The organism is Exiguobacterium aurantiacum (assembly GCF_001766415.1).
GTDB lineage: Bacteria > Bacillota > Bacilli > Exiguobacteriales > Exiguobacteriaceae > Exiguobacterium > Exiguobacterium aurantiacum_A.
Genome location: NZ_MKXO01000002.1, coordinates 254,522 through 274,883, shown reverse-complemented (window position 1 = coordinate 274,883; position 20,362 = coordinate 254,522). Strand labels below are relative to the sequence as shown.

General features: G+C 52.4%; 20 protein-coding genes. 14 read left to right on the top strand and 6 right to left on the bottom strand.

Annotated features, from left to right (window positions below; genetic code table 11):
- The first annotated feature begins 37 nt into the window (after positions 1–37).
- Positions 38–691: a hypothetical protein gene (locus tag BJU60_RS07290; RefSeq protein WP_070328230.1), complete on the top strand. Its 654-nt coding sequence runs from the start codon at positions 38–40 to the stop codon at positions 689–691.
- Positions 692–722: 31 nt separating this feature from the next.
- On the opposite strand, the gene BJU60_RS15440 is transcribed toward BJU60_RS07290, so the two are convergent.
- A complete protein-coding gene (locus BJU60_RS15440; protein WP_302050626.1) occupies positions 723–848 on the bottom strand; it encodes a hypothetical protein in 126 nt (41 codons plus the stop codon).
- 42 nt (positions 849–890) lie between these two features.
- Entirely contained in the window at positions 891–1,352 is a 462-nt protein-coding gene (locus tag BJU60_RS07285) for a GNAT family N-acetyltransferase (RefSeq protein WP_070328229.1), read from the bottom strand.
- 221 nt (positions 1,353–1,573) lie between these two features.
- Here BJU60_RS07285 and BJU60_RS07280 point away from each other — a divergent pair, with 221 nt between their 5' ends.
- The 7 genes from BJU60_RS07280 (at position 1,574) to mgtE (ending at position 9,211) form a co-directional block, all read left to right on the top strand.
- Positions 1,574–3,277 (top strand): glycoside hydrolase family 13 protein, encoded by a 1,704-nt coding sequence (locus BJU60_RS07280; RefSeq protein WP_070328228.1) that lies wholly within the window; start codon positions 1,574–1,576, stop codon positions 3,275–3,277.
- A 127-nt stretch (positions 3,278–3,404) separates the two neighbouring features.
- Entirely contained in the window at positions 3,405–3,824 is a 420-nt protein-coding gene (locus tag BJU60_RS07275; RefSeq protein WP_070328227.1) for a DUF1934 domain-containing protein, read from the top strand.
- A complete protein-coding gene (locus tag BJU60_RS07270; protein ID WP_070328226.1) occupies positions 3,821–4,249 on the top strand; it encodes a hypothetical protein in 429 nt (142 codons plus the stop codon). The genes BJU60_RS07275 and BJU60_RS07270 overlap by 4 nt, the downstream gene beginning before the upstream one ends.
- Before the next feature lie 46 nt (positions 4,250–4,295).
- Positions 4,296–4,814 (top strand): GNAT family N-acetyltransferase, encoded by a 519-nt coding sequence (locus tag BJU60_RS07265; RefSeq protein WP_070328225.1) that lies wholly within the window; start codon positions 4,296–4,298, stop codon positions 4,812–4,814.
- A 6-nt stretch (positions 4,815–4,820) separates the two neighbouring features.
- Positions 4,821–5,537: a hypothetical protein gene (locus tag BJU60_RS07260; protein WP_070328224.1), complete on the top strand. Its 717-nt coding sequence runs from the start codon at positions 4,821–4,823 to the stop codon at positions 5,535–5,537.
- A gap of 89 nt (positions 5,538–5,626) precedes the next feature.
- Complete coding sequence (locus BJU60_RS07255) at positions 5,627–7,756, top strand: heterodisulfide reductase-related iron-sulfur binding cluster (protein WP_070328223.1); 2,130 nt, start codon at positions 5,627–5,629, stop codon at positions 7,754–7,756.
- Positions 7,757–7,852: 96 nt separating this feature from the next.
- Positions 7,853–9,211 (top strand): magnesium transporter, encoded by a 1,359-nt coding sequence (gene mgtE / locus BJU60_RS07250; RefSeq protein WP_070328222.1) that lies wholly within the window; start codon positions 7,853–7,855, stop codon positions 9,209–9,211.
- 45 nt (positions 9,212–9,256) lie between these two features.
- On the opposite strand, the gene BJU60_RS07245 is transcribed toward mgtE, so the two are convergent.
- Positions 9,257–10,552 carry a protoglobin domain-containing protein gene (locus BJU60_RS07245; protein WP_070328221.1) on the bottom strand — a complete coding sequence of 432 codons (1,296 nt, stop codon included), beginning with the start codon at positions 10,550–10,552 and terminating at the stop codon, positions 9,257–9,259.
- Positions 10,553–10,766: 214 nt separating this feature from the next.
- On the opposite strand from BJU60_RS07245, the gene BJU60_RS07240 reads away from it, so the two are divergent.
- The 5 genes from BJU60_RS07240 to BJU60_RS07220 all read left to right on the top strand — a co-directional run bounded on the left by BJU60_RS07240 (position 10,767) and on the right by BJU60_RS07220 (position 16,041).
- Positions 10,767–12,086, top strand: coding sequence for a hypothetical protein (locus BJU60_RS07240; protein WP_070328220.1), 1,320 nt, complete (start codon positions 10,767–10,769; stop codon positions 12,084–12,086).
- A gap of 80 nt (positions 12,087–12,166) precedes the next feature.
- Positions 12,167–12,646, top strand: coding sequence for a DNA-directed RNA polymerase subunit delta (gene rpoE / locus BJU60_RS07235; RefSeq protein ID WP_070328219.1), 480 nt, complete (start codon positions 12,167–12,169; stop codon positions 12,644–12,646).
- Between the two features lie 235 nt (positions 12,647–12,881).
- Entirely contained in the window at positions 12,882–14,477 is a 1,596-nt protein-coding gene (locus BJU60_RS07230) for a CTP synthase (protein WP_070328303.1), read from the top strand.
- Positions 14,478–14,628: 151 nt separating this feature from the next.
- Positions 14,629–15,444 carry a TVP38/TMEM64 family protein gene (locus BJU60_RS07225; RefSeq protein ID WP_236633442.1) on the top strand — a complete coding sequence of 272 codons (816 nt, stop codon included), beginning with the start codon at positions 14,629–14,631 and terminating at the stop codon, positions 15,442–15,444.
- 42 nt (positions 15,445–15,486) lie between these two features.
- Complete coding sequence (locus BJU60_RS07220; protein ID WP_070328217.1) at positions 15,487–16,041, top strand: GNAT family N-acetyltransferase; 555 nt, start codon at positions 15,487–15,489, stop codon at positions 16,039–16,041.
- On the opposite strand, the gene BJU60_RS07215 is transcribed toward BJU60_RS07220, so the two are convergent.
- The 3 genes from BJU60_RS07215 to BJU60_RS07205 form a co-directional block, all read right to left on the bottom strand.
- Positions 16,033–16,773 (bottom strand): helix-turn-helix transcriptional regulator, encoded by a 741-nt coding sequence (locus tag BJU60_RS07215; RefSeq protein ID WP_141737231.1) that lies wholly within the window; start codon positions 16,771–16,773, stop codon positions 16,033–16,035. The genes BJU60_RS07220 and BJU60_RS07215 overlap by 9 nt on opposite strands.
- Before the next feature lie 66 nt (positions 16,774–16,839).
- Complete coding sequence (locus BJU60_RS07210; RefSeq protein WP_070328215.1) at positions 16,840–17,052, bottom strand: hypothetical protein; 213 nt, start codon at positions 17,050–17,052, stop codon at positions 16,840–16,842.
- A 264-nt stretch (positions 17,053–17,316) separates the two neighbouring features.
- A complete protein-coding gene (locus BJU60_RS07205; protein WP_070328214.1) occupies positions 17,317–18,432 on the bottom strand; it encodes an NADH-dependent flavin oxidoreductase in 1,116 nt (371 codons plus the stop codon).
- Positions 18,433–18,689: 257 nt separating this feature from the next.
- Between BJU60_RS07205 and BJU60_RS07200 the strand changes: the two genes are divergently transcribed.
- Complete coding sequence (locus tag BJU60_RS07200; protein WP_070328213.1) at positions 18,690–20,345, top strand: glycerol-3-phosphate dehydrogenase/oxidase; 1,656 nt, start codon at positions 18,690–18,692, stop codon at positions 20,343–20,345.
- Positions 20,346–20,362: the final 17 nt, after the last annotated feature.

Genomic DNA, 20,362 nt, shown 5'->3' with positions numbered 1-20,362 from the left:
CAGACGATGACGCTTCAAAGAGAGGGAAGGAGGGCTTATGACGCGTCCGATCGTCTTATGTATCGGCGAGGATCCGACTTCGACTTATGTGTACCAGGCGATCCGGAATCTCGGGGTGACCCATGTGATCAAAGAAGACGGTCCGGCTGAAGTGCGGCCCGACTCGATCAACGAGTGGATGCGTCAATCATACGTTCGCTTTATGTCACCGCTCATGTGCCGATTCAGTCGTCAGCGCGTCCGAGAGTTACAAGCACGTTATCCGCTGAACGACAATCCGATCCCATCGCATCATCTGTTGCGTGTCACGTCACTGAATGACGCACGAACGATGATGTGGCTTGATCGCTTACAACCACAACTCGTGATCTTGCACGAGACCGGACCCGTCGACATGAGCCGACTGCACCGTCTTGACTGTCCGATTTTAACGGTCAGCCCTTCGATGGCCAAAGGACAACTTGAAGCTTACTGGGCGTTTCGCGCTAAGCCTGACGTCTGTGAAGTGAGAATCGAACAATGGGGCGACAGAGGCTGGACTGTACTCGACCGGTCCGTCCTTTATGTCGGTGGCACCGATAACTTTGCGACGTATCCTTATCTTCAACTTGTGACGGCTCTGCCGCTTTTGCGTCGTCAAATTGAATCGATGCTCGAAGAGGGCGTATATGATCGACGGACGGCAGAGTAAAGGCCAAAGCGAGCTCGCTTTGGCCTTTCAGCTATTTTTGATGCAGTAATGTTGGATTGCGTCGAGCGACTGCTAGAACAGAATCGTACGTCCCGTTTCGCATAGAGAGGATAACCGTCGTCCCGGCGAGCTTCGCGAGCTGCTGAATCGAATACATAAGCCTCACCTCCTTGAATTCAGCGTAAAGCGTGACGTCACGTCAAGCTTGTTTTTCAAATAAGGAAAAACCGTCGCGTTCGCCGACGTAGCTGAAGCCGAAGCGAAGATAATAGTCGTTCAAAAATCCGTTCGTCGCGACACAGTCGAGCCGGATCCGTTTTGACCCGGCCACTGCCTGACGCATCAATTGGGAACCAATCTGTTTTCCTTTATGACGTGAGTCGACGACGAGGCGATGCACGTAGACGGCCGTGTCGGCGTCGTTCCATAAGTTCTCATCCCACGACGTCGGCGGGATCAGACTGACCGCCCCGATGATGGTGTCGTTCTCTTCATATACGTACACCGTCCCGTTCGTGACGTCATACGTCACAGTATCGGTCCGACTCGGCTCTAAATATTTTTGCCATTGCGTTTTGCCGGCAGCTTTAAACTCCATCGCTTTCGTTAAAATAAGCGTATCGATGGGAGATATGTCGGACACGGTGGCCAAACGAATCATATGAGTCGCCTCGCTTTCAATTGGTTTTCAAATCGTGTAGGGTACACGGTGAGCAAGCTATTTAAAACTTCTTTGTGTCGGCGAATGATTTTTGGTAAGATAAACTTACTGTAATCGTGCAAACGATTGCGCTAACCGTAAGAAGAAAAAAATAGCACTGATATTAGGATAAGTATATAGGATGCGCAGTGAGTTTAGAGACAAGGGAGTCTTATTGAGATATGCAACTTTTACAACGTGACCAACAGACAAAAACTTTAAAACGAAATTGGTGGAAAGAAGCCGTCGCCTATCAAATCTATCCGCGCAGTTTTTACGACGCGAACGGGGACGGGATCGGTGACATTCAAGGCATCATCGACAAACTCGATTATTTGAAAGACCTCGGCGTCGACGTCATCTGGATTTGCCCGATGTACAAGTCGCCGAACGACGACAACGGTTATGACATTAGTGACTATGAGGACATCATGGACGAGTTCGGGACGATGGCAGACTTTGACCGTCTCTTGGAAGAAGTCCATGCGCGCGGCATGAAGCTGCTCTTGGACCTCGTCGTCAACCACACGTCAGACGAGCACCCGTGGTTCATCGAATCGAAGAGCTCGAAAGACAATCCGAAGCGTGACTGGTACATTTGGCGCGACGGGAAGCCCGACGGTTCGAAGCCGAACAACTGGGAGTCGATCTTTGGCGGCTCGGCTTGGGAGTTCGACGAGACGACCGAACAGTATTTCTTGCACGTCTTCTCGAAGAAACAGCCGGACCTCAACTGGGAGAACGCTAAGATGCGCCAGACGATCTACAACATGATCAATTGGTGGCTCGACAAAGGCATCGACGGTTTCCGCGTCGACGCCATCAGCCATATCCGTAAACACCCGTCGTTCGGCGATCTTCCGAATCCGGAAGGCCTCGACTTCGTGCCGTCGTTCGAGATGCACATGAACGTCGACGGTATCCACGGCTACCTGGAAGAACTCCGTGACGAGACGTTCAACAAACACGACATCATGACGGTCGGTGAAGCGAACGGCGTCTCGCCTGACGACGCCCACCTTTGGGTCGGTGAGAAGGACGGCAAGATGAACATGGTGTTCCAATTCGAGCATATGGGTCTTTGGCGTGAAGACGCCGAGTCGAAACTCGACGTCGTCCATTTGAAAAACGTCTTGACGAAATGGCAAAAAGGCCTCGAGGCAGACGGCTGGAACGCCTTGTATGTCGAGAACCACGACCAGACACGGACCGTGTCGTCATGGGGCGACGATGAGCGTTACTGGAAAGAGAGCGCCAAGTCGATCGCGATGATGTATTTCCTCATGCAAGGGACACCGTTCATCTATCAAGGCCAAGAGATCGGGATGACGAACGTGAAGTTCGATTCGATCGACCAGTACGACGACATCGCGACACGTAACCGTTACTATATCGGACGTGAGCACGGCAAGAGCCATGAAGAGATGATGGAGATCACGTGGAACTCGTCGCGTGACAACACACGGACGCCAATGCAATGGAGCGACGCCGCGAATGCCGGCTTCACGTTCGCCGAGAAACCGTGGTTCGGCATCAACCCGAACTATCCGGATATCAACGTCGACGCGCAGCTCGAGGACGAGGATTCGATCCTCAACTTCTATAAAGAGATGATCCGTCTCCGTAAAGACGACGAGACGTTCGTCTACGGCAAGTACGATATCGTCTTGCCGGAACATCCGGAGATTTACGCCTACACACGTACGCTCGGTGACACGCAATACCTCGTCATGTCGAACTTGACGGGCAAAGAAGCGATCTTCGCGACGGATATCATGCTTCGTTCAGACGACGTCGTCTTGAAGAACATGCCGCTCGACGCGCATGATGAGACGATGCTCCTCCACTTGAAGCCGTTCGAAGGACGCGTCTACAAGTTGAGCTGACTCAAAGACAGGGGAAACCCTGTCTTTTTTGTAGTGTGAGGCGCGCGCGAACCGGGAAAGAAAAAGTTAGCGATTCCGGACCGTTTAGGAGATATGGTACGATGAGACAGCGGAAAGGGGAATCACCATGGCAATTGAACCACGACGGGTCCGTGTCCGGCAGACGACGAAAGTCAGTGAGGTCGATGAACCGATCGAGCTCCATGCCGACGGTCTCTACTATGAATTAAAGACCGGCTTCATCTTGACGTTCGACCAAGAGCGTGAGGACGGCATCGTACCGACGACGTTGAAATATACGACTGGGCGGCTCGCCCTCATCTGTAAAGGACCGATCGAGATGAACCATTCCTTCATTGAAGGACGGCTGACACAAAGCCTATACAAAAATCCATATATGTCGATGACGATGGCGACGACAACGGTGCGGCTCGATGTCCGGGACGGCCGCTGCCGTTTCCATTACGAGTTGGCAATGAACGACGACTTGGCGGGCGACTATGAAGTCGACGTCGCTTGGACGTTTGAAGGAGGAGAAACGACATGAATTTTACAGAACGTGTGAAAAAAATTGAAGAAATGTTGAACGAGGATTGGTTCGAGATGCTCGAGACGAACGAGGAAGAGTATGAGGAATGGCGAGGCCGCCTCGAAGACCATGCCGAACAAGTCATCGGTCATTATGACAATGAGACCGGCGTCGATATGGACGCGGTCGACAAGTTGCTCCAATTGAACGACGAGTTCCCGCTCCTGTACGGAGAAGACACGGTCCGGCTCTATATCGCGTTGATCGAGGCGCGATCGGAAGATAAATCGGTGTACGACCGCTATATCGACTACTTGGCGGCAATCGGTGACGCTGAGCATGAGGAATTCTTGCGGTTCCACACACTCGTCGAAGCCGGTCGCTTAGACGAAGCGAGACAACTCGCACCCGTGATGCCAAAACGATTAGGACTCGAAGACTAAGGCCGCATTGCGGTCTTTTCTATACATATAATTAGGGGGAAATGCTATGTTACGGCTCGTGAAGACGTCAGTCGAACAGCAAGACCAAGTTCTTGCCCTGTTAAGCGAATGGAAAGAGGACGGAAGCAACATCGTCCCGACGACGATTAATAAAGATACAAGCGATTTTGACGCCTACGTCAAACGACTACTTGACGCAGAAGACCGTGAAAAGATTGAGGACGGTTGGGTGCCGAGCACGACGTATTGGTTGACGGACGGGGACGAGTTGCTCGGGGCGGCGAATATTCGCCATGAGTTAAACGCCCACCTGTTGAACTTCGGGGGACATATCGGCTACGGCATCAAGCCGAGTGCGCGCGGACGCGGTTTGGCGACAGAACAGCTACGTCTCGCGCTCGAGAAAGCGAAGGAACTCGGGATTGAGCGGGCGCTCATCACGTGTGACCGAGAGAACGTCGCCTCTCGCCAAGTCATTTTGAACAACGGGGGTGTCGCCGACACACCGTATACCGAAGAAGATGGAACCGTCGTCGAGCGATTTTGGATTGAACTGAAAGGGTGACATGGGATGGCGAACTGGATTGTCGTGTATTTAGTGCTCATCAATTTCTTTGGGATTTATTTGTTTCCACGCGACCGGGTACCGTCTAAAAAATGGTTCTCATTTTCGAGCGGGATCGCCATCACGTATTTTTTCATGTATCTGTTACCATCTCTCAACAAGCGCCAAGATACGCTTCGAGTCAACTGGCTCGACCTTGCCTTGCCGTCAGAGATTTACGTCGTCAGTCTGCTCGGCTTCACCGTCTTCTACGGGACGATGCGGTTCGTGCGGACACCGTACTTTCAAGACGAGACGATCGACCGCACCGTATCGTATTGGCTTCAAGTGACGCTTCTGACGGCATACATGTCGTTCTCGGCTTACGTCGTCACGGCGACATCGGTCACGTTTGTGGCACGTAGTTTTTATGCGACCGCGCTCGGTGTCCATTTTCTCGCTGTCGGACACGACTTGTACCGTCACTACGGGGAACGTTATTTGACGCAAGGCCGTTATTTTTTGAGCGGCGGGATTCTCGTTGGCGGCTTGTTCGCCCGTTTCATCGATCTCGCGACGCACGTCGAGGCGCTCCTGTTCGCGTTCGTCGCCGGGGCGATGATCCTCAATATCGTCAAGTTCGAGCTGCCGGCCGACCGCAACCTCCACTTCCGGACGTTCGTGCTCGCCGTTTTTGGCTACGGCGGCATCTTGTTGTTCTTGAAGCATGTGCTCGACTTTTGATTCCAACAAGAAAATGAATGACTGTTCATTCACTTTTTGTTATACTGAACTCAAGATTGAATCCGTTTTCATAAGGGGGAGTTTTGGGGATGTCGACATTTTTAATCGTCAACTGGATTCTATTCTTGTTTGTTCTTGGCTATGGACTGTATTTGTTCGCGACGCTCGTCTATCAGCGGTATACGTTCATCAAGCTTGGGAAGAAGGCAGAATGGAGCCAAACGAATAAGGAACGGCTCGAACAAGTCATGATCAACGTGTTCGGTCAAAAGAAACTACTGAAGGATAAGAAGAGCGGAATCATCCACGTCATGATGTTCTATGGGTTCATCCTCGTCCAGTTCGGGGCCATCGACTTCATCTGGAAAGGGCTCGCCGTCGGGACACGCTTCCCGCATGTGCCGCTCGGACCGGTCTATCCGATCTTCACGTTCATGCAAGAAATCGTCATGCTCATGATTCTCGTCGCGGTCGTTTGGGGATTCTACCGCCGTTACGTCGAGAAACTTGTGCGCTTGAAGCGGAACTTTATGGCCGGCCTCGCCCTCATCTTCATCGGCGGGCTCATGGTATCGGTCTTGTTCGGCAACGGGTTCTATCTCGTCTATAAAGAAGAGCTGCCGATGTGGGGCGAACCGGTCGCGACACTGATCGGTTCAGCGTTCGCTTGGGTACCTGGGGGCGTCGCTTTCGCCTTGTTCGTCGTCTTCTGGTGGCTACACCTCATGTTCTTGCTCAGCTTCATGATTTACATCCCGCAAGGCAAGCACGCCCACTTGATCGCCGGCACGTTAAACGTCTGGCTCGGCCGGACGCACAAAGTCGGCCGTCTCGCGCCGGTCGATTTCTCGGCGATGGAAGACGCGGAAGAGTCGGACGAAGAAGTCGTCTTCGGTGTCAACAAAATCGAGGACTTCAACCAGAAGCAACTCGTCGACTTGTACGCTTGTGTCGAGTGTGGGCGCTGTACGAACGTCTGTCCGGCGACCGGTACCGGCAAGATGCTGTCGCCGATGGATCTCATCGTCAAGCTGCGTGACCATATGAACATGAAAGGGGCGGCCATCACGCGGAAATCACCGTGGGCACCGGCCCTCATGTTCCAAAACACGCAAGGTGCGGAGATCGCGGCCGCGGCCCAAAACGGGCACATGCTCGTCGCCGATGAGTTGATCGGCAACGTCATCACGGAAGAAGAGATTTGGGCGTGCACGACATGCCGAAACTGTGAAGACCAATGTCCGGTCATGAACGAGCACGTCGATAAAATCATCGACCTTCGCCGTTACCTCGTCATGATGGAAGGGAAGATGGACCCTGAGGCGCAACGTACGGTCGCGAACATCGAGCGCCAAGGCAACCCGTGGGGCATGAACCGGAAAGAGCGCGAAAACTGGCGCAAAGACCGGGAAGAGCTCGTCATCCCGACTGCCAAAGAGAAGAAGAAAGCGGGAGAAGAGTTCGAATTTCTCTTCTGGGTCGGGGCGATGGGCTCTTACGACAGCCGTAGCCAAAAAGTCGCCCAAAGCTTCGCGAGTGTCTTAAACAAGGCCGGTGTCTCGTTCGCCATCCTCGGGAACGAGGAGAAGAACTCAGGGGACACGCCGCGCCGAATCGGGAACGAACTATTGTTCCAAGAACTCGCCGAAGCGAACATCAAACTGTTCGAGAAATACGGCGTCACGAAAATCGTCACAGTCGACCCGCACGCGTACAACACGTTCAAAAACGAGTATCCGGACTTCGGGCTGACTGGTGTGAAAGTGTACCATCATACCGAGCTGCTCGCCGAACTGCTCGATACGGGACGGGTCAAGCCGGACTTCGCCGTGAACGAACGCGTCGTCTACCATGACTCGTGCTATCTCGGCCGCTATAACAACGTCTATGACGCACCGCGTTTCGTCCTCGAACGAATTCCAGGTGTCGAGCTCGTCGAGGCGGCACGTAACCGCGAGAACGGCATGTGTTGTGGAGCCGGTGGCGGACTCATGTGGCAAGAAGAGAAAGTCGGGACGCGTGTCAACGTCGCTCGGACCGAGCAGTTGCTCGAGACGAAGCCGACGGTCATCGGTTCGGCATGTCCATACTGCTTGACGATGCTCTCGGACGGTACGAAAGCGAAAGAAGTCGATGAGACGGTCGGAACGTTCGACGTCGTCGAGCTGCTCGATCGCTCACTGAAGCCGATCGAAGTACCAGAACCGCTTGTACAGTAATCGCTAAGACGGAGCCTTTGTGCTCTGTCTTTTTTGTTCGTCGCATCGTAAAAATGGGAATAAGCAAAGATTAGATCGAATAAAGGAAGTGAGCATATGGTCGAATTGATGACCGATAACGAGATTGCTTTGGCCATCATTCAAGCATTAAAAGAAGCCAAAAAGAACGAGTTTCAGAACATCGTTGATGAACTGCAGCCATACGATGTCGCCCAGCAATACAAACTGTTGCCGAGCAAACATCAGAATAAGTTTTTATTGTATTTGACCATCGAGCAAATGACCGACATGATTCAAGAACTCGATCAGACGACACGGCTTCAAGTACTACACCGGCTCGGTTTTGAACGGACGACCGAAGTCCTCGATTTAATGGAAAATGACAATGTCATGTCGTTCTTGTCCGAGCTCGATCCGGAAAAAGTCGAGGAACTCATATCTGAGATGAAAGATGAGGAATCGAGTATCGTCCAAAATATGATGACCTATCCTCCGGAGACGGCGGGACGTCTGATGAACAACCGGTTCGTTTGGATTCCGCAATATTTTACGATTCGTCAAGCCGTCAATAAATTGAAAGACTTCGCCGCACTCGCTGAATACTTGAACTATTTATACGTAGTGGATGAAGAAAAACGACTCGTCGGTGTCGTTTCGTATAAAGATTTAATTTTGGCCGAACCGGACGAGGCGATTGCGGACGTCATGTACAAACGCGTCGTTAAAGTCGACGTGATGACCGATCAGGAAGATGTAGCAAAGTTGATTGGTCGTTATGACTTCATCTCGATTCCTGTCGTCGAGGATGGCAACCGGCTCGTCGGCGTCATCACAATCGATGACATTATCGATATTGTCATTCAAGAGGCGAACGAGGATATCGAGAAACTGTCCGCGTCTGGTAAGTCGATTGATTTTGACACGTTACCGCTCGTCGCGGCCTATCGGCGTTTACCGTGGCTGATTTTACTGTTGTTCATCGGTTTGATTTCTGGCAGTATCATCGATAGATTCTCAGGTACGATCGAACAAGTCGTCGCGCTCGCGTTCTTCATGCCGATGATTGCTGGGATGACCGGGAATACCGGGACACAGTCACTTGCCGTCGTCGTCCGAGGACTCGCAACCCGTGATTTAACGCCGAGGCAAGTTGGTGCACTCATCTTTCGGGAACTAAAGGTCGGCCTCATCATCGGTGTCACGTGTGCCATGTTAATTGCAGTAATCGCATTTTTCTGGCAGGATAGTTGGACGCTCGGTCTCGTCGTCGGTAGTTCGCTGCTTATGACGCTCATCATCGGTACGCTCGCCGGGACCATCATCCCGCTCATCTTGTATCGATTAAACGTTGATCCGGCCGTCGCCTCTGGTCCGCTCATTACGACAATCAACGATATTTTGTCGTTGCTCATCTACTTCGGTGTCGCGACGGCATTTTTGGCAAAACTGATGTAAAACAAATCCGGGCTTGGTCAGCGACCAGGCCCGGATTTCGTTTACTTACATTTCGGATTTTGTGAGCAGTGAAGACGTGAGGTGAGACAGTCCTTGCGTCGTCTCGTTGATGGCTGAGATCGTCTCGACCATCTGTCCGAGGTCTTGCTTGTTGCGTTCGAACGAGAGGACGTAGTTTCCCATCTCGTCTTTCACAGTCGAGAAGCCGACTTTGACCGCATTCAACTGACGCATCGCCTCGTCGTTCGTCCGATGCATTTGTCCCATCTGGTCGAGAAGGGCGGCGATGTTCGTCTCGTTCTCATGAATGAGAACGTTAATCTGGCTGCTGAGCTGTTTGGCGTTCTCGGCGAGTGTCCGGACTTCGGTCGCGACGACGGCGAAGCCTTTGCCGTGCTCACCGGCCCGGGCCGCCTCGATTGAGGCGTTCAACGCGAGCAAGTTCGTTTGGTTGGCGATCTGTTCGATGCTGCGGGTCATGCTGACGATCTCTTGCGAGCCGTCTTTGAGTGCTGTGATGCGCTCGAGCGAGGCGTCGACGTATGTCGCCGATTGCGTGAACTCCGTCTCCATCTGCTCGATCTGTTTGCCGTTCGTTTGCGTCAGTTCCATCAAGTGACGGCTCATCTTCTCCGTCTGTTCGGTTTCAGACAACACTTGGTGGGCCCGGTCGCTCGTCTCGGACATGGCGGCGCCGGTCCGTTCCATCGTCGTTGCGACTTCCGTGCTGACACGACCGATATCGGTCAACAAATCGGTCCGGGCCGCGTTTGCCGATTCGATTTCACCGAGTCTGGCGTCGACGTACTGCTCGGTCACGATTTGAGCGTCTAAATTCATCGCGTGAGACAACGCGAGCAACGACTCTGTCATCGCCGCCGGATCGTGTTGATAGTGCTCGACTATTTTCGGGACGAGCAACGTGTTGAAGGCAGAATACGTCGCGAGGAACCAGACGACCGGTACCGAGAAATTATGGTGGGTCTGTCCCATGCGTTTACGCATGGCGAGAAACTTCTCATCGATCCGACCCGTCAACAAGCTGCGGAAGTAGTCGGCGAATACTTTTTTCAAACGCTCGCGCGTCGATGAGGCGTTGGCGATCTTGACCATGTCAGGCTGCAACATCAAATGGTCGAGTACGCTTTCTAACACGTCATCAAGCACGGATTCGACGAGTGGGGCCATCGCTTGAAGTCGTTCGACTTGAGTCGACGTATAGCCCATATAATGCGCGCGTCCGCTCAGGCGTTTGTCTGATGGTTGTGCGATGGTCGTTGCGTCAGGGAAAGCGATTGATGCGGTATAATCAGGTTTTTTCGGTTTACGGAAGAGTGTCATTCAAAAATCTCCTTTTTCATCGTATGTAGAATATAGCTGTCATCTTTATATCGGCTAAGTAGTGGGAAAAGTAAGGTGTGAATGTGTAATCGCTTTATCCTCAGTGACTAAGCGGATGAAATCATTCGGAGCCAGCGTTATTCCATCGGAAAACCGGGAAAAAGATTCAAAGAAGCTTTTATTTAGGGGTCCGTCAAGAAAGAAGGGGACGCATGTGAAAAACGCTATTGTTTTATTGACAATCGTGAGTGCGCTCAGCAGCCAAATCCTCCCGCAAATTTTGTATTTGTCAGTCATGGCATTAGAAGAAGGCGCCGGGGGTTTAATCCCATTCATGATTTTTTATGTCGCGAGTATGTCGGGTCTATTGTTGTGGGTTTATGTCATCGGTCGTCTCGGGTCGAAACAGACGTTTTTGATTGCTTTATGGGTACTGGTCGGCGGACTGATCTGCTTTTTGTTGCCGTTTGAATGGGCCGTTGAGTTGAGTGCATTTTTAGTCGGCGTCGGCTCAATTGGCGTCGGGTCGATCATGACGACGATTTTGTCCCAACTGAGTGAACTGTCTGTACCAAAAGAACCGACGGAGGACAAAGGGAGTTCATTGCCGCTCGTATTGGCACTCGTTGCGTGGATCGCCGCATTCTCATACACGCTCACCCAATCTTACAATGGGGCCGTCATCTTATTCCTTGTCAGCCTCGTCCTGCCATGGTTATTCGTGAGAAAATTGCCACTCCAAAAAACGGCAACTTGGACATTGACGACGGTAAAGTTTGTGGGCGCCTTCATCGCCGTCACATTATTTACGTTAGTGAGCCGTCTTCTTAGTTTGTTAGAAGGAACGAGAGGCTACATTGAAATATTTTTGTTGATGGTCATTTTACTAGGATATGTGGGCTGGGTTCTGTTCCAAGAACGGACGAGAACATACGTCAGCGCGACTAGGACGCGACAAGTCCAATTGCTTGCGTTCGTCGTCGGCTTGTTCGGGGGATGGACATTGATCGGTGCCGTATTCGTCAGTCTCGCCCTATATTCGTTTCAAGTACTCCTCTTCTATGTATTTGTCCCATTTTTGGCAGGGGTTATCGGTTGGGTATTGATTAGTCGCGTTTTCGAGTTGGCTCGCCGTCCTTATCTCGTCCTGTTCGTCTCATCTCTGGTGTTTTTCTTAGGTTTCATCGAACCGCTCGTGTTCATTCCCGTCCTGTTCGTGAGCGGTTACGTCCAAACGATGTACTCAAGTGCCGGGCACGTCTACTTATATGAATACTATGGAGACAACAAAGAGTTTGCTTCGTTACTGCTTCAACTATGGAAACGATTTGGCATGGTCGTCGCCTATTCCGCTTTGATGGTCGGAATATTAAGCTATGGTCTCTACGTTGGACAGACAGTCAATGCCGAGCTGTCGTTTCAAATTCCTCGCGGCTGGATGATGGGGGTACTCGGTCTGACTTGGTTGTTTAACGTTGGATTGATTACAATCTATTGGCAACGCGTCAATAAAAATCAAGCGGAACCGAAATAATTTCCTCTAGCTTTTTTATATCGGTTTTGTTTATAATGAGGAGTGATGTTTAACTAGTGACGGAAAAGGAGTGTCCTTTAATGAATAAATCGTTGATCGATTTTGTTTACGAAATTCTTCAAAAGACTGGGGAGCAACCAGTTTCATTTGATGAAATCCGCGAGCAGATCAGACAAAACTATACGTTCACAAGTGAAGAGGAAGAGCTCGAGAAAATCGCGCAACTCTACACGGACATGAACATCGACGGACTATTCGTCAACTTGGGAGCTAACCGTTGGGCGCTTCGTGTTTGGTATCCGTTCGATAAGTCAGACGAAGATCTCGTCATCGAGGCACGCCAACGCGGCGAGCTCGACGAGTTTGAGGAAGATCTCGATGAGACGGACGAAGGCATCGTCGACATCGAAGACGACCTTGACGTCTTTGCTAAAGGTGAAGATTTCGATGCATCTGAATTTGATGCGGATGATGAAACTGAAAAAGTACCAGACCTTGACGAGTTCAAGGACGACGACTTAGACGACGACCTCGACCTTGAAGACGAGGACGACTTATAAGAGACCGCAAAAAGCCGGGCATTTGTCCCGGCTAGGCGTGTCTCTTTTTCTTTTTTGGCACACGTGACCAAGAAAAAAATAATAACTTGACGACTGCATCGTCTCTGACGTAAATTAGTCATGGGCTAGTTTAGCACGTACGATGCAGCAAAAGTGTCCCCCATGTCAGTGGGGGCACTTTTGCTTTTTTTGTTTTTCGTTTCCCGATGTGGGCATTCAAGAGAGGAGAATGATGATGACAAAGTATATTTTCGTAACAGGTGGGGTAGTATCTTCACTCGGTAAAGGGATCACAGCCGCTTCACTCGCACGTCTGCTTAAAAACCGAGGTTTGAACGTAACGATTCAAAAGTTTGACCCATATATCAATATCGACCCAGGGACGATGAGCCCATACCAGCACGGTGAGGTGTTCGTCACGGACGACGGCGCCGAGACCGATCTTGACCTCGGACATTACGAGCGTTTCATCGACATCAACTTGTCGCAAAACGCGAACGTGACGTCGGGGCGCATCTACTCGACGGTATTGAAAAAAGAACGTCGCGGTGACTATAACGGGGGGACGGTCCAAGTCATCCCGCATATCACGAACGAGATTAAAGACCGCGTCTTCCGTGCCGGCCGCGAGACGAACGCGGACGTCGTCATCACAGAGATTGGTGGAACAGTCGGGGACATCGAGTCGCTTCCGTTCATTGAGGCCATTCGACAAGTGAAGAACGACATCGGCAAAGAGAACGTCATGTATGTTCACTGTACGCTCGTCCCATACCTTCGCGCAGCTGGCGAGATGAAGACGAAACCGACACAACACAGCGTCAAAGAGCTCCGCAGTTACGGAATCCAGCCGGACATCATCGTGCTCCGTACCGAGTATGATATCCCGGAAGAGATGCGTGAAAAGATCGCCCTCTTCTGCGACACACGCAAAGAAGCGGTCATCGAGGCACAAGACGCGTCGACGTTGTATGAAGTGCCGCTCAACCTTCAAAAACAAGGCATGGACCAGCTCGTCAACGACTACTTCGGCTTCAACACGCCACCGGCTGACATGACGGCTTGGAAAAACCTTGTCCATACGGTCACGCACCTCGAGAAGAAAGTGAAGATCGCGCTCGTCGGAAAATACGTCGAACTCCGCGACGCCTATATCTCGGTCGCCGAATCGCTCAAACATGCCGGTTACGCGTTCAACGCCGACATCGACATCGACTGGGTCAACGCAGAAGAGGTGACGGCTGAAAACGTCGATGCGCTTCTCGGCGACGCCGACGGTATTCTCGTCCCGGGCGGCTTCGGCGAGCGTGGGATTGAAGGGAAGATTGAAGCGACGCGTTATGCGCGTGAGAACAACGTCCCGTTCTTCGGGATCTGTCTCGGGATGCAACTCGCGACGGTTGAGTTTGCCCGTAACGTCTTGAAGTTAGACGGCGCCCACTCGGCGGAGATCGATCCGACGACGAACTACCCGATTATCGACCTTCTTCCTGAGCAAAAAGATATCGAGGACCTCGGCGGTACGCTCCGCCTCGGCCTTTACCCTTGTAAACTTGAGCCGGGCACGAAAGCGCACGCCGCTTACAACCAAGAGCTCGTCTATGAGCGTCATCGCCATCGCTACGAGTTCAACAACGAGTACCGTGAAGCGTTCGAAGCGGAAGGATTCAAGTTCTCGGGGACGAGCCCGGACGGCCGTCTCGTCGAGATCATCGAGATTCCAGAACACAAGTGGTTCGTCGCGTCACAGTTCCACCCAGAATTGATTTCGCGTCCTGAGCGCCCGCAGCGCTTGTTCCACGATTTCATCCAAGCAGCACTCGCAGAGTGAGGGAGAGGTCACGACCGTTTTCGGTCGTGGCCTTTTTTCTCGGGCAAAAGACTGACCGCTTCAACAGCTTAGGATGGATACATGTTCACCTAAATCCGGGTAAACTAAGAGTAGAACGGGGAGAGGGCGATGTCACATGGGGGAACGAAACATGATTTACTGGGGGTATGGGGTCGCATTAGTCGCGTTGAGCATATTGCCGTTCGTCGTCTTGCCGACACTCTTATTGCCGTATCAACTCGGATGGACCGGGGTTGTCCTGTTGGCTCTATCGATCGGTCTGTTGCGGTCGATCCGTGAAGGGTCGAGCGTCTATTTGAAGCAGATGTTGAAAGTGACATTCACGTTGTTTTTATTATTTGTCTTGATCTATTACGTCTCATTCGGTCTCATCTTATACGATACGTATGGGCTCGATCGTCTGCTCGAACGTTATGAGGCTCATGCGGTCTGGGTGTTCGCCGCCTTCAGTTTCCTGCAGCCGATCGCGTTGCCGGTCCCGGAAGCGATCAGCGTCCCGATCGGCAGTGTCGCCCTCGGTCCGTTGCGCGCGGCCATGATCGGCAGTGTCGCGACGACGCTCGGCATCCTCGTCATGTACGGGCTCGCGCGGTTCGGACGGGAGCGGGTCATGCACTTGATCGATGCGGATAAGCTCGCGACGTATGACCGTTATGTCGGCAAGTACGGTCTCGGTGTCTTGCTCGTCTTGTTCATCATCCCGATCTTACCGGACGAAGTCATTTGTTTGGCGGCCGGATTCAGCCGCGTACCGTTCGGACGTTTCGTGATGATCGCAGCCGGAGCGAAGCTCGTCACGTCGTTCGGATTAGCTTATTCGGTCACGCTCGGTGAATTGTTCGTGACCGGTACGAGCCCGTTCGCGGTCGTCTCGGTGACGGCGAGCTTGATCCTCGTCATCTTGGCGCTCGTCTGGCGCAAACGTAGAAAAGGGAATTCGAACTGACGTCTCGAATGAGTGAAGAGCATATACGGAGAGGAAGAGATTATGTATCGAGATGAGAAACTGGTTATTCGACCGATCGAGGCGTGCGACTTGGGACGGTTATGGGAATTGATTTACAAAGAAGCGGCGCCCGAATGGAAACGGTGGGACGCACCGTATTTTGAACATCGCGCGCAAAGTTATGATGCGTATCAGGAGGAGGCGGACCGCCACGTCGGACGTGACGACATGTGGGTCGTCGAAGTCGATGGGACGGTATTCGGTACGGTGTCCTACTATTATGAGGACGCCGGAAAGGAATGGCTCGAAGTCGGGATCATCCTTCATCAGTCAGACCGCTGGAATCAAGGTGTCGGTACGAGGGCGCTCAAACTTTGGATCGACCATCTGTTTAACACGCTCTCGACGGTCCGGGTCGGATTGACGACGTGGTCAGGGAACGAGCGCATGGTGCGCGTCGCTGAAAAGATCGGCATGCAGCTCGAAGGTCGGATGCGGCGCGTCCGCGTCGTCCGTGGTGAGCGTTACGATTCGATTCGGATGGGCATGCTTCGGGAAGAATGGGAAGACGAACAAAAGCGCGACGTCTCAAGTTGAGGCGTCGCGCTTTTTAGACGTGAGAAACAATTGGCGGTATTGGAGCGGGGTCATCTGCTTGTACGTCTTGAACGTGGTAATATACGCCGTGCAAGAGGTAAAACAGTATTTTTCGCCGATGGCACAAATCGGCAGATTCGTACCGAGCAGGTCGGCGATCGACGCATCGATCCGTCGCCTGCGAATCCGTTCTGGCACACTTTCCCCGACTTCTTGTTTGAACAGGGCTGACAGATAGTTGTTCGACATACCGATTCGTTGGGCGATCCAAGGGAGCGATAACGCCGGTTCTTGCAGATGGTCCTCGATCAAGTGGATGATCGTCGTCACGTTCGGATTGGTCGATACGGGTGGGGACAAGAAAGCCATCATCTTCGTCAAGGAATCGACGATGACCGGGACGGCATAGATGAAGTCGAGCGTAGTCGTCAGTTCGTCGATCAAGATAAGGAGCGCACTCGTATAAGTGAGCGCGGTCTGGACGTTTGGGTTGTCGACCGGAATCATGCGGATGACGTGATAGACGAGTCCGCGATAGTAGAAGCGGACACTCCTATATTCATCCGTGACCGGAAGTTTCAAAAGGTCGAACGTCAACGTTTCAAGCAATTGCTCGGCCCGGACCGGATGGGCGCTCCGGAGCGCACTCACAATCTGTTGGTCGAGCGCATAAAAGTTATCGAGCAGCTGAAAGTCAGCAAATAAGTTTTTGTCGCGCTGCAAGTGGTTCATAAATTGGCGTTCGATTTTGTTTTCCACCGGTCAAGTCACTTCTTTCATCGTACCATCGGGAATCGTTCATTTGTCTCGTTGAGCGTTTCGCATCGTCGCCTGCTTCAGCTCGGCGATTTCTTTGGCGAGTGCTTCTTCTCGGGAACGTGTGGATGATTCGAGGTGGTGTTCGAGTTCTTTGCTTTTGTTGCGATACGTTTCAGCCGCTTGTTTTGTGCGCTGGTGATGTTGATTAAGCTGTTTGTTGTGTACATCGAGATCAAACGGCTTTTTTGTCATATATATGCCCCTTTCAAAACAAGGTCAAACAGACAGACGGAACGAATGATTGGTCTCGAGCCGCGGTCTCAATGAGGAAACGCTTCCTGTCCTTAGCTTACGAATGGGGCGAATGCTTGGAAAGTTAGGTCAACACGAAAGGAGTGGTGAAAAAGATGATAAATGTGACGGAATTGTGTCTGAAGAGACTTATTTGTGTCACAGTCCGGTCTCGTCTCCGAACGCAATAAAAAATCCGCAGACATATGTCTGCGGACAGCTTGCTTATTTGACTGCTTCGTCTTTGATTGGGAACCAGCCGGCACGTGTCGTGATGGCGTTCCAAAGTGGGGCCGGGACAGCGAGTTCGGCTTGCTTGTTCAAGTCGAGCGCCGTCTCGATTTCATCTTCACGATCCGTTTGCACTTTTTCAAGCCAGTCAGGGTCGATGATGAGTTCACGGCCGAGCGCGGCCAGGTCGATGACGTTCAAAGCGTCTTCGACTTGACCAGGGCGCTGAAGTTGTCCGACTCCGATGAGCGGGACGGCACCGTTGATGCGTTTCGCGATCCGGTCGATCGAGCGCTCCATCACGTTCTCGTTGCGCATCGAACCGATATTGAAGTTCCAAAGCGAGGCGTGGAGGTAGTCGAGTCCTTCCTCGAGCAACATGTCGATCAATACGTCCGTGTCGTCGAGCGTGATACCTGGCTCTTCGACTTCTTCTGGTGAGAAGCGGTAGCCGATCAAGAAATCGTCAGCGTCTTTCGCCGCGGCTTTCACAGAACGGATGACTTCACGCGGGAACGTGAGACGCGCCTGTACGTCGCCTCCGAAGCGGTCGTCTCGGCGGTTTGAGTGCGGTGAGAAGAACTGCTGGATCAAGTACGTGTTCGCTCCGTGAATCTCGACGCCGTCAAATCCGGCTTCGATGGCACGGCGTGTCGCTTCACCGAATGCTTCGATGATTGCCTCGACTTCTTCTGTCTCGAGGGCACGCGGTGTGGCGGCACCTTCACGGACGGGTGCGACCGCACTTGCGCTCACGGGTTGTTCGTTCGGGACGAGCTCTGGAGGAGACATGCGCCCAGCGTGGAAGATTTGCAGAATGGCTTTGGCACCTTCCGCCTTCAAACTTTCAGCGAGTTGACGGAGACCGGTGATGAAGTGATCGTCGCTCGCGCCAAACGCGTTCGGGAATCCTTTACCGTCTTCTGTCACATAGGCACACGCCGTGATGGCGAGACCGACATTTTTCGCTCGCTTCCGATAGTAGGCGAGTTCGTGCTCCGAAACCTCACCTGTCGGCTCGGACGAATAATGGGTCATCGGCGCAAGGACGAGCCGGTTATGAAGCTCGACGCCGTTTTTAAATTGAAAAGATTGTAACATGCGTTTCATGAAAACTCCTCCTTCGTAGTGATACTTTGAAGTCTAGTCTTCTGAATTTCAAATTGCGAGCGTGACGCTTTCGGTCGGGCAGGTTGCGTGTCTAGTGAGCCGGTCGATGGTTGAAGAATGGAGAATAGGGTATAATACAGGAGAAAAGTTGATAACCGGTTGGAGATTACAGAGAGACCACGACATAGAGGGCGAAGCCTTGTTTTGTTGTGGTCTCTTTGTTTATACGAACCGGATTCATTATAGGAGGGAATAAGATGGAAATCAGAAACTTCTCAGCAAAAGAACGTGCCAAGCGATACGAACAATTGACGAGTGAGCGTCATGACATCCTCGTCGTCGGTGGGGGCATCACCGGTGCCGGGATCGCCCTCGACGCCGCTTCAAGGGGAATGAAGACGGCGGTTCTTGAAATGCAAGACTTCGCGGCTGGAACATCGAGCCGCTCGACGAAACTTGTCCACGGTGGCTTGCGCTATTTGAAACAGTTCGAAGTCGCACTCGTCGCCGAGGTCGGGAAAGAACGCGCCATCGTCTATGAGAACGGACCGCACGTCACGACGCCAGAGCGCATGCTTCTACCGATGCACAAAGGCGGCACGTTCGGACCGCTGTCGACAGCGCTCGGGCTGATGGTGTATGACTTGTTGGCCGGCGTCAAACGAGCGGAGCGCCGTTTGATGTTGACGCCGGAAGAGGTGATCGAGAAGTCACCGCTCGTCAAAAAAGACGGGCTCGTCGGTGGCGGTTATTACGTCGAGTATCGGACGGACGATGCGCGCATGACGATCGAAGTCGCGAAAGAAGCGGCGAACCATGGCGCACTCCTCTTAAACTACTCGAAAGTGACCGGTCTCATTTACGAGCAAGGCAAAGTCGTCGGCGTGAACGTCGAAGATCAAATCGACGGGAAGACGTATGAAATTTATGCGAAAAAAGTCATCAACGCGACCGGCCCATGGGTCGACGTGCTCCGTGAGCAGGACGGCTCGAATAAAGGCAAGATGCTTCGTCTGACGAAAGGGATTCATCTCGTCATCGATCAATCGAAGTTCCCGCTCAAACAAGCGACTTACTTCGATACACCAGATGGCCGAATGGTGTTCGCCATCCCGCGTGACGGCAAAGCGTACGTCGGGACGACCGACACGTTCTTCGATAAGGATAAGGCGCATCCGCGCATGACGACAGAAGACCGCGACTATATCTTGGGCGCGATCCACTATATGTTCCCGGATGTGTCGTTGACGGAAGATGACGTCGAGTCAAGCTGGGCCGGCATCCGTCCGCTCATCTATGAGGAAGGCAAAGACCCGTCCGAGATCTCACGGAAAGATGAGATTTGGCAATCGGAAAGCGGCCTGATCACAATCGCCGGTGGTAAGTTGACAGGCTACCGGAAGATGTCTGAGACGGTCGTCGATCTCGTCGCGAAGCTACTCAAACAAGAAGAGGGCATCGTCTTCCTCGCTTCACGGACGAAACATATGCCGATGTCGGGTGGACATGTGGGCGGTTCGAACGGCTTTGACGACTTCTTGACGAAGAAGAAAGACGAGCTGAAAAACCTTGGTTTCGATGACGTGAAAGCGGAGCAGTTAGTCCGTCTCTACGGATCGAACATCGATCGCGTCGTCGAGCGGATGGATACGAACGCTTACGACCTGCCCGAGATCGTCTACGCGCAGTTGATGTACGGCATCGAAGAAGAGTCGGTCGTCCGTGCCATCGACTTCCTCGTCCGTCGGACAGGGGCGATGTTCTTCGACATCGACTTCGTCAGAGACTATAAAGACGGTGTCTTGCGCTGTATGGCCGATGTCTTCAAATGGTCGGATGCACGTCTCGCCGAGGAGCGGGAAGAAGTCGAGAAAGAGATCGACCTCGCCGTCGTCCCGGTCACGATCGACTAAACGTAAACCAAAAGGAA

What these genes read in the sequence shown, in the direction of transcription:
- BJU60_RS07230 (WP_070328303.1), top strand. Translation starts at nt 12,882, where the DNA reads ATGACAAAGTATATTTTCGTAACAGGTGGGGTAGTATCTTCACTCGGT.
- BJU60_RS07280 (WP_070328228.1), top strand. Translation starts at nt 1,574, where the DNA reads ATGCAACTTTTACAACGTGACCAACAGACAAAAACTTTAAAACGAAAT.
- BJU60_RS07220 (WP_070328217.1), top strand. Translation starts at nt 15,487, where the DNA reads ATGTATCGAGATGAGAAACTGGTTATTCGACCGATCGAGGCGTGCGAC.
- BJU60_RS07215 (WP_141737231.1), bottom strand. Translation starts at nt 16,773, where the DNA reads ATGAACCACTTGCAGCGCGACAAAAACTTATTTGCTGACTTTCAGCTG.
- BJU60_RS07210 (WP_070328215.1), bottom strand. Translation starts at nt 17,052, where the DNA reads ATGACAAAAAAGCCGTTTGATCTCGATGTACACAACAAACAGCTTAAT.
- BJU60_RS07205 (WP_070328214.1), bottom strand. Translation starts at nt 18,432, where the DNA reads ATGAAACGCATGTTACAATCTTTTCAATTTAAAAACGGCGTCGAGCTT.
- BJU60_RS15440 (WP_302050626.1), bottom strand. Translation starts at nt 848, where the DNA reads ATGTATTCGATTCAGCAGCTCGCGAAGCTCGCCGGGACGACGGTTATC.
- BJU60_RS07225 (WP_236633442.1), top strand. Translation starts at nt 14,629, where the DNA reads ATGATTTACTGGGGGTATGGGGTCGCATTAGTCGCGTTGAGCATATTG.
- BJU60_RS07260 (WP_070328224.1), top strand. Translation starts at nt 4,821, where the DNA reads ATGGCGAACTGGATTGTCGTGTATTTAGTGCTCATCAATTTCTTTGGG.
- BJU60_RS07245 (WP_070328221.1), bottom strand. Translation starts at nt 10,552, where the DNA reads ATGACACTCTTCCGTAAACCGAAAAAACCTGATTATACCGCATCAATC.
- BJU60_RS07270 (WP_070328226.1), top strand. Translation starts at nt 3,821, where the DNA reads ATGAATTTTACAGAACGTGTGAAAAAAATTGAAGAAATGTTGAACGAG.
- BJU60_RS07200 (WP_070328213.1), top strand. Translation starts at nt 18,690, where the DNA reads ATGGAAATCAGAAACTTCTCAGCAAAAGAACGTGCCAAGCGATACGAA.
- mgtE (WP_070328222.1), top strand. Translation starts at nt 7,853, where the DNA reads ATGGTCGAATTGATGACCGATAACGAGATTGCTTTGGCCATCATTCAA.
- BJU60_RS07290 (WP_070328230.1), top strand. Translation starts at nt 38, where the DNA reads ATGACGCGTCCGATCGTCTTATGTATCGGCGAGGATCCGACTTCGACT.
- BJU60_RS07265 (WP_070328225.1), top strand. Translation starts at nt 4,296, where the DNA reads ATGTTACGGCTCGTGAAGACGTCAGTCGAACAGCAAGACCAAGTTCTT.
- BJU60_RS07255 (WP_070328223.1), top strand. Translation starts at nt 5,627, where the DNA reads ATGTCGACATTTTTAATCGTCAACTGGATTCTATTCTTGTTTGTTCTT.
- BJU60_RS07275 (WP_070328227.1), top strand. Translation starts at nt 3,405, where the DNA reads ATGGCAATTGAACCACGACGGGTCCGTGTCCGGCAGACGACGAAAGTC.
- BJU60_RS07285 (WP_070328229.1), bottom strand. Translation starts at nt 1,352, where the DNA reads ATGATTCGTTTGGCCACCGTGTCCGACATATCTCCCATCGATACGCTT.
- rpoE (WP_070328219.1), top strand. Translation starts at nt 12,167, where the DNA reads ATGAATAAATCGTTGATCGATTTTGTTTACGAAATTCTTCAAAAGACT.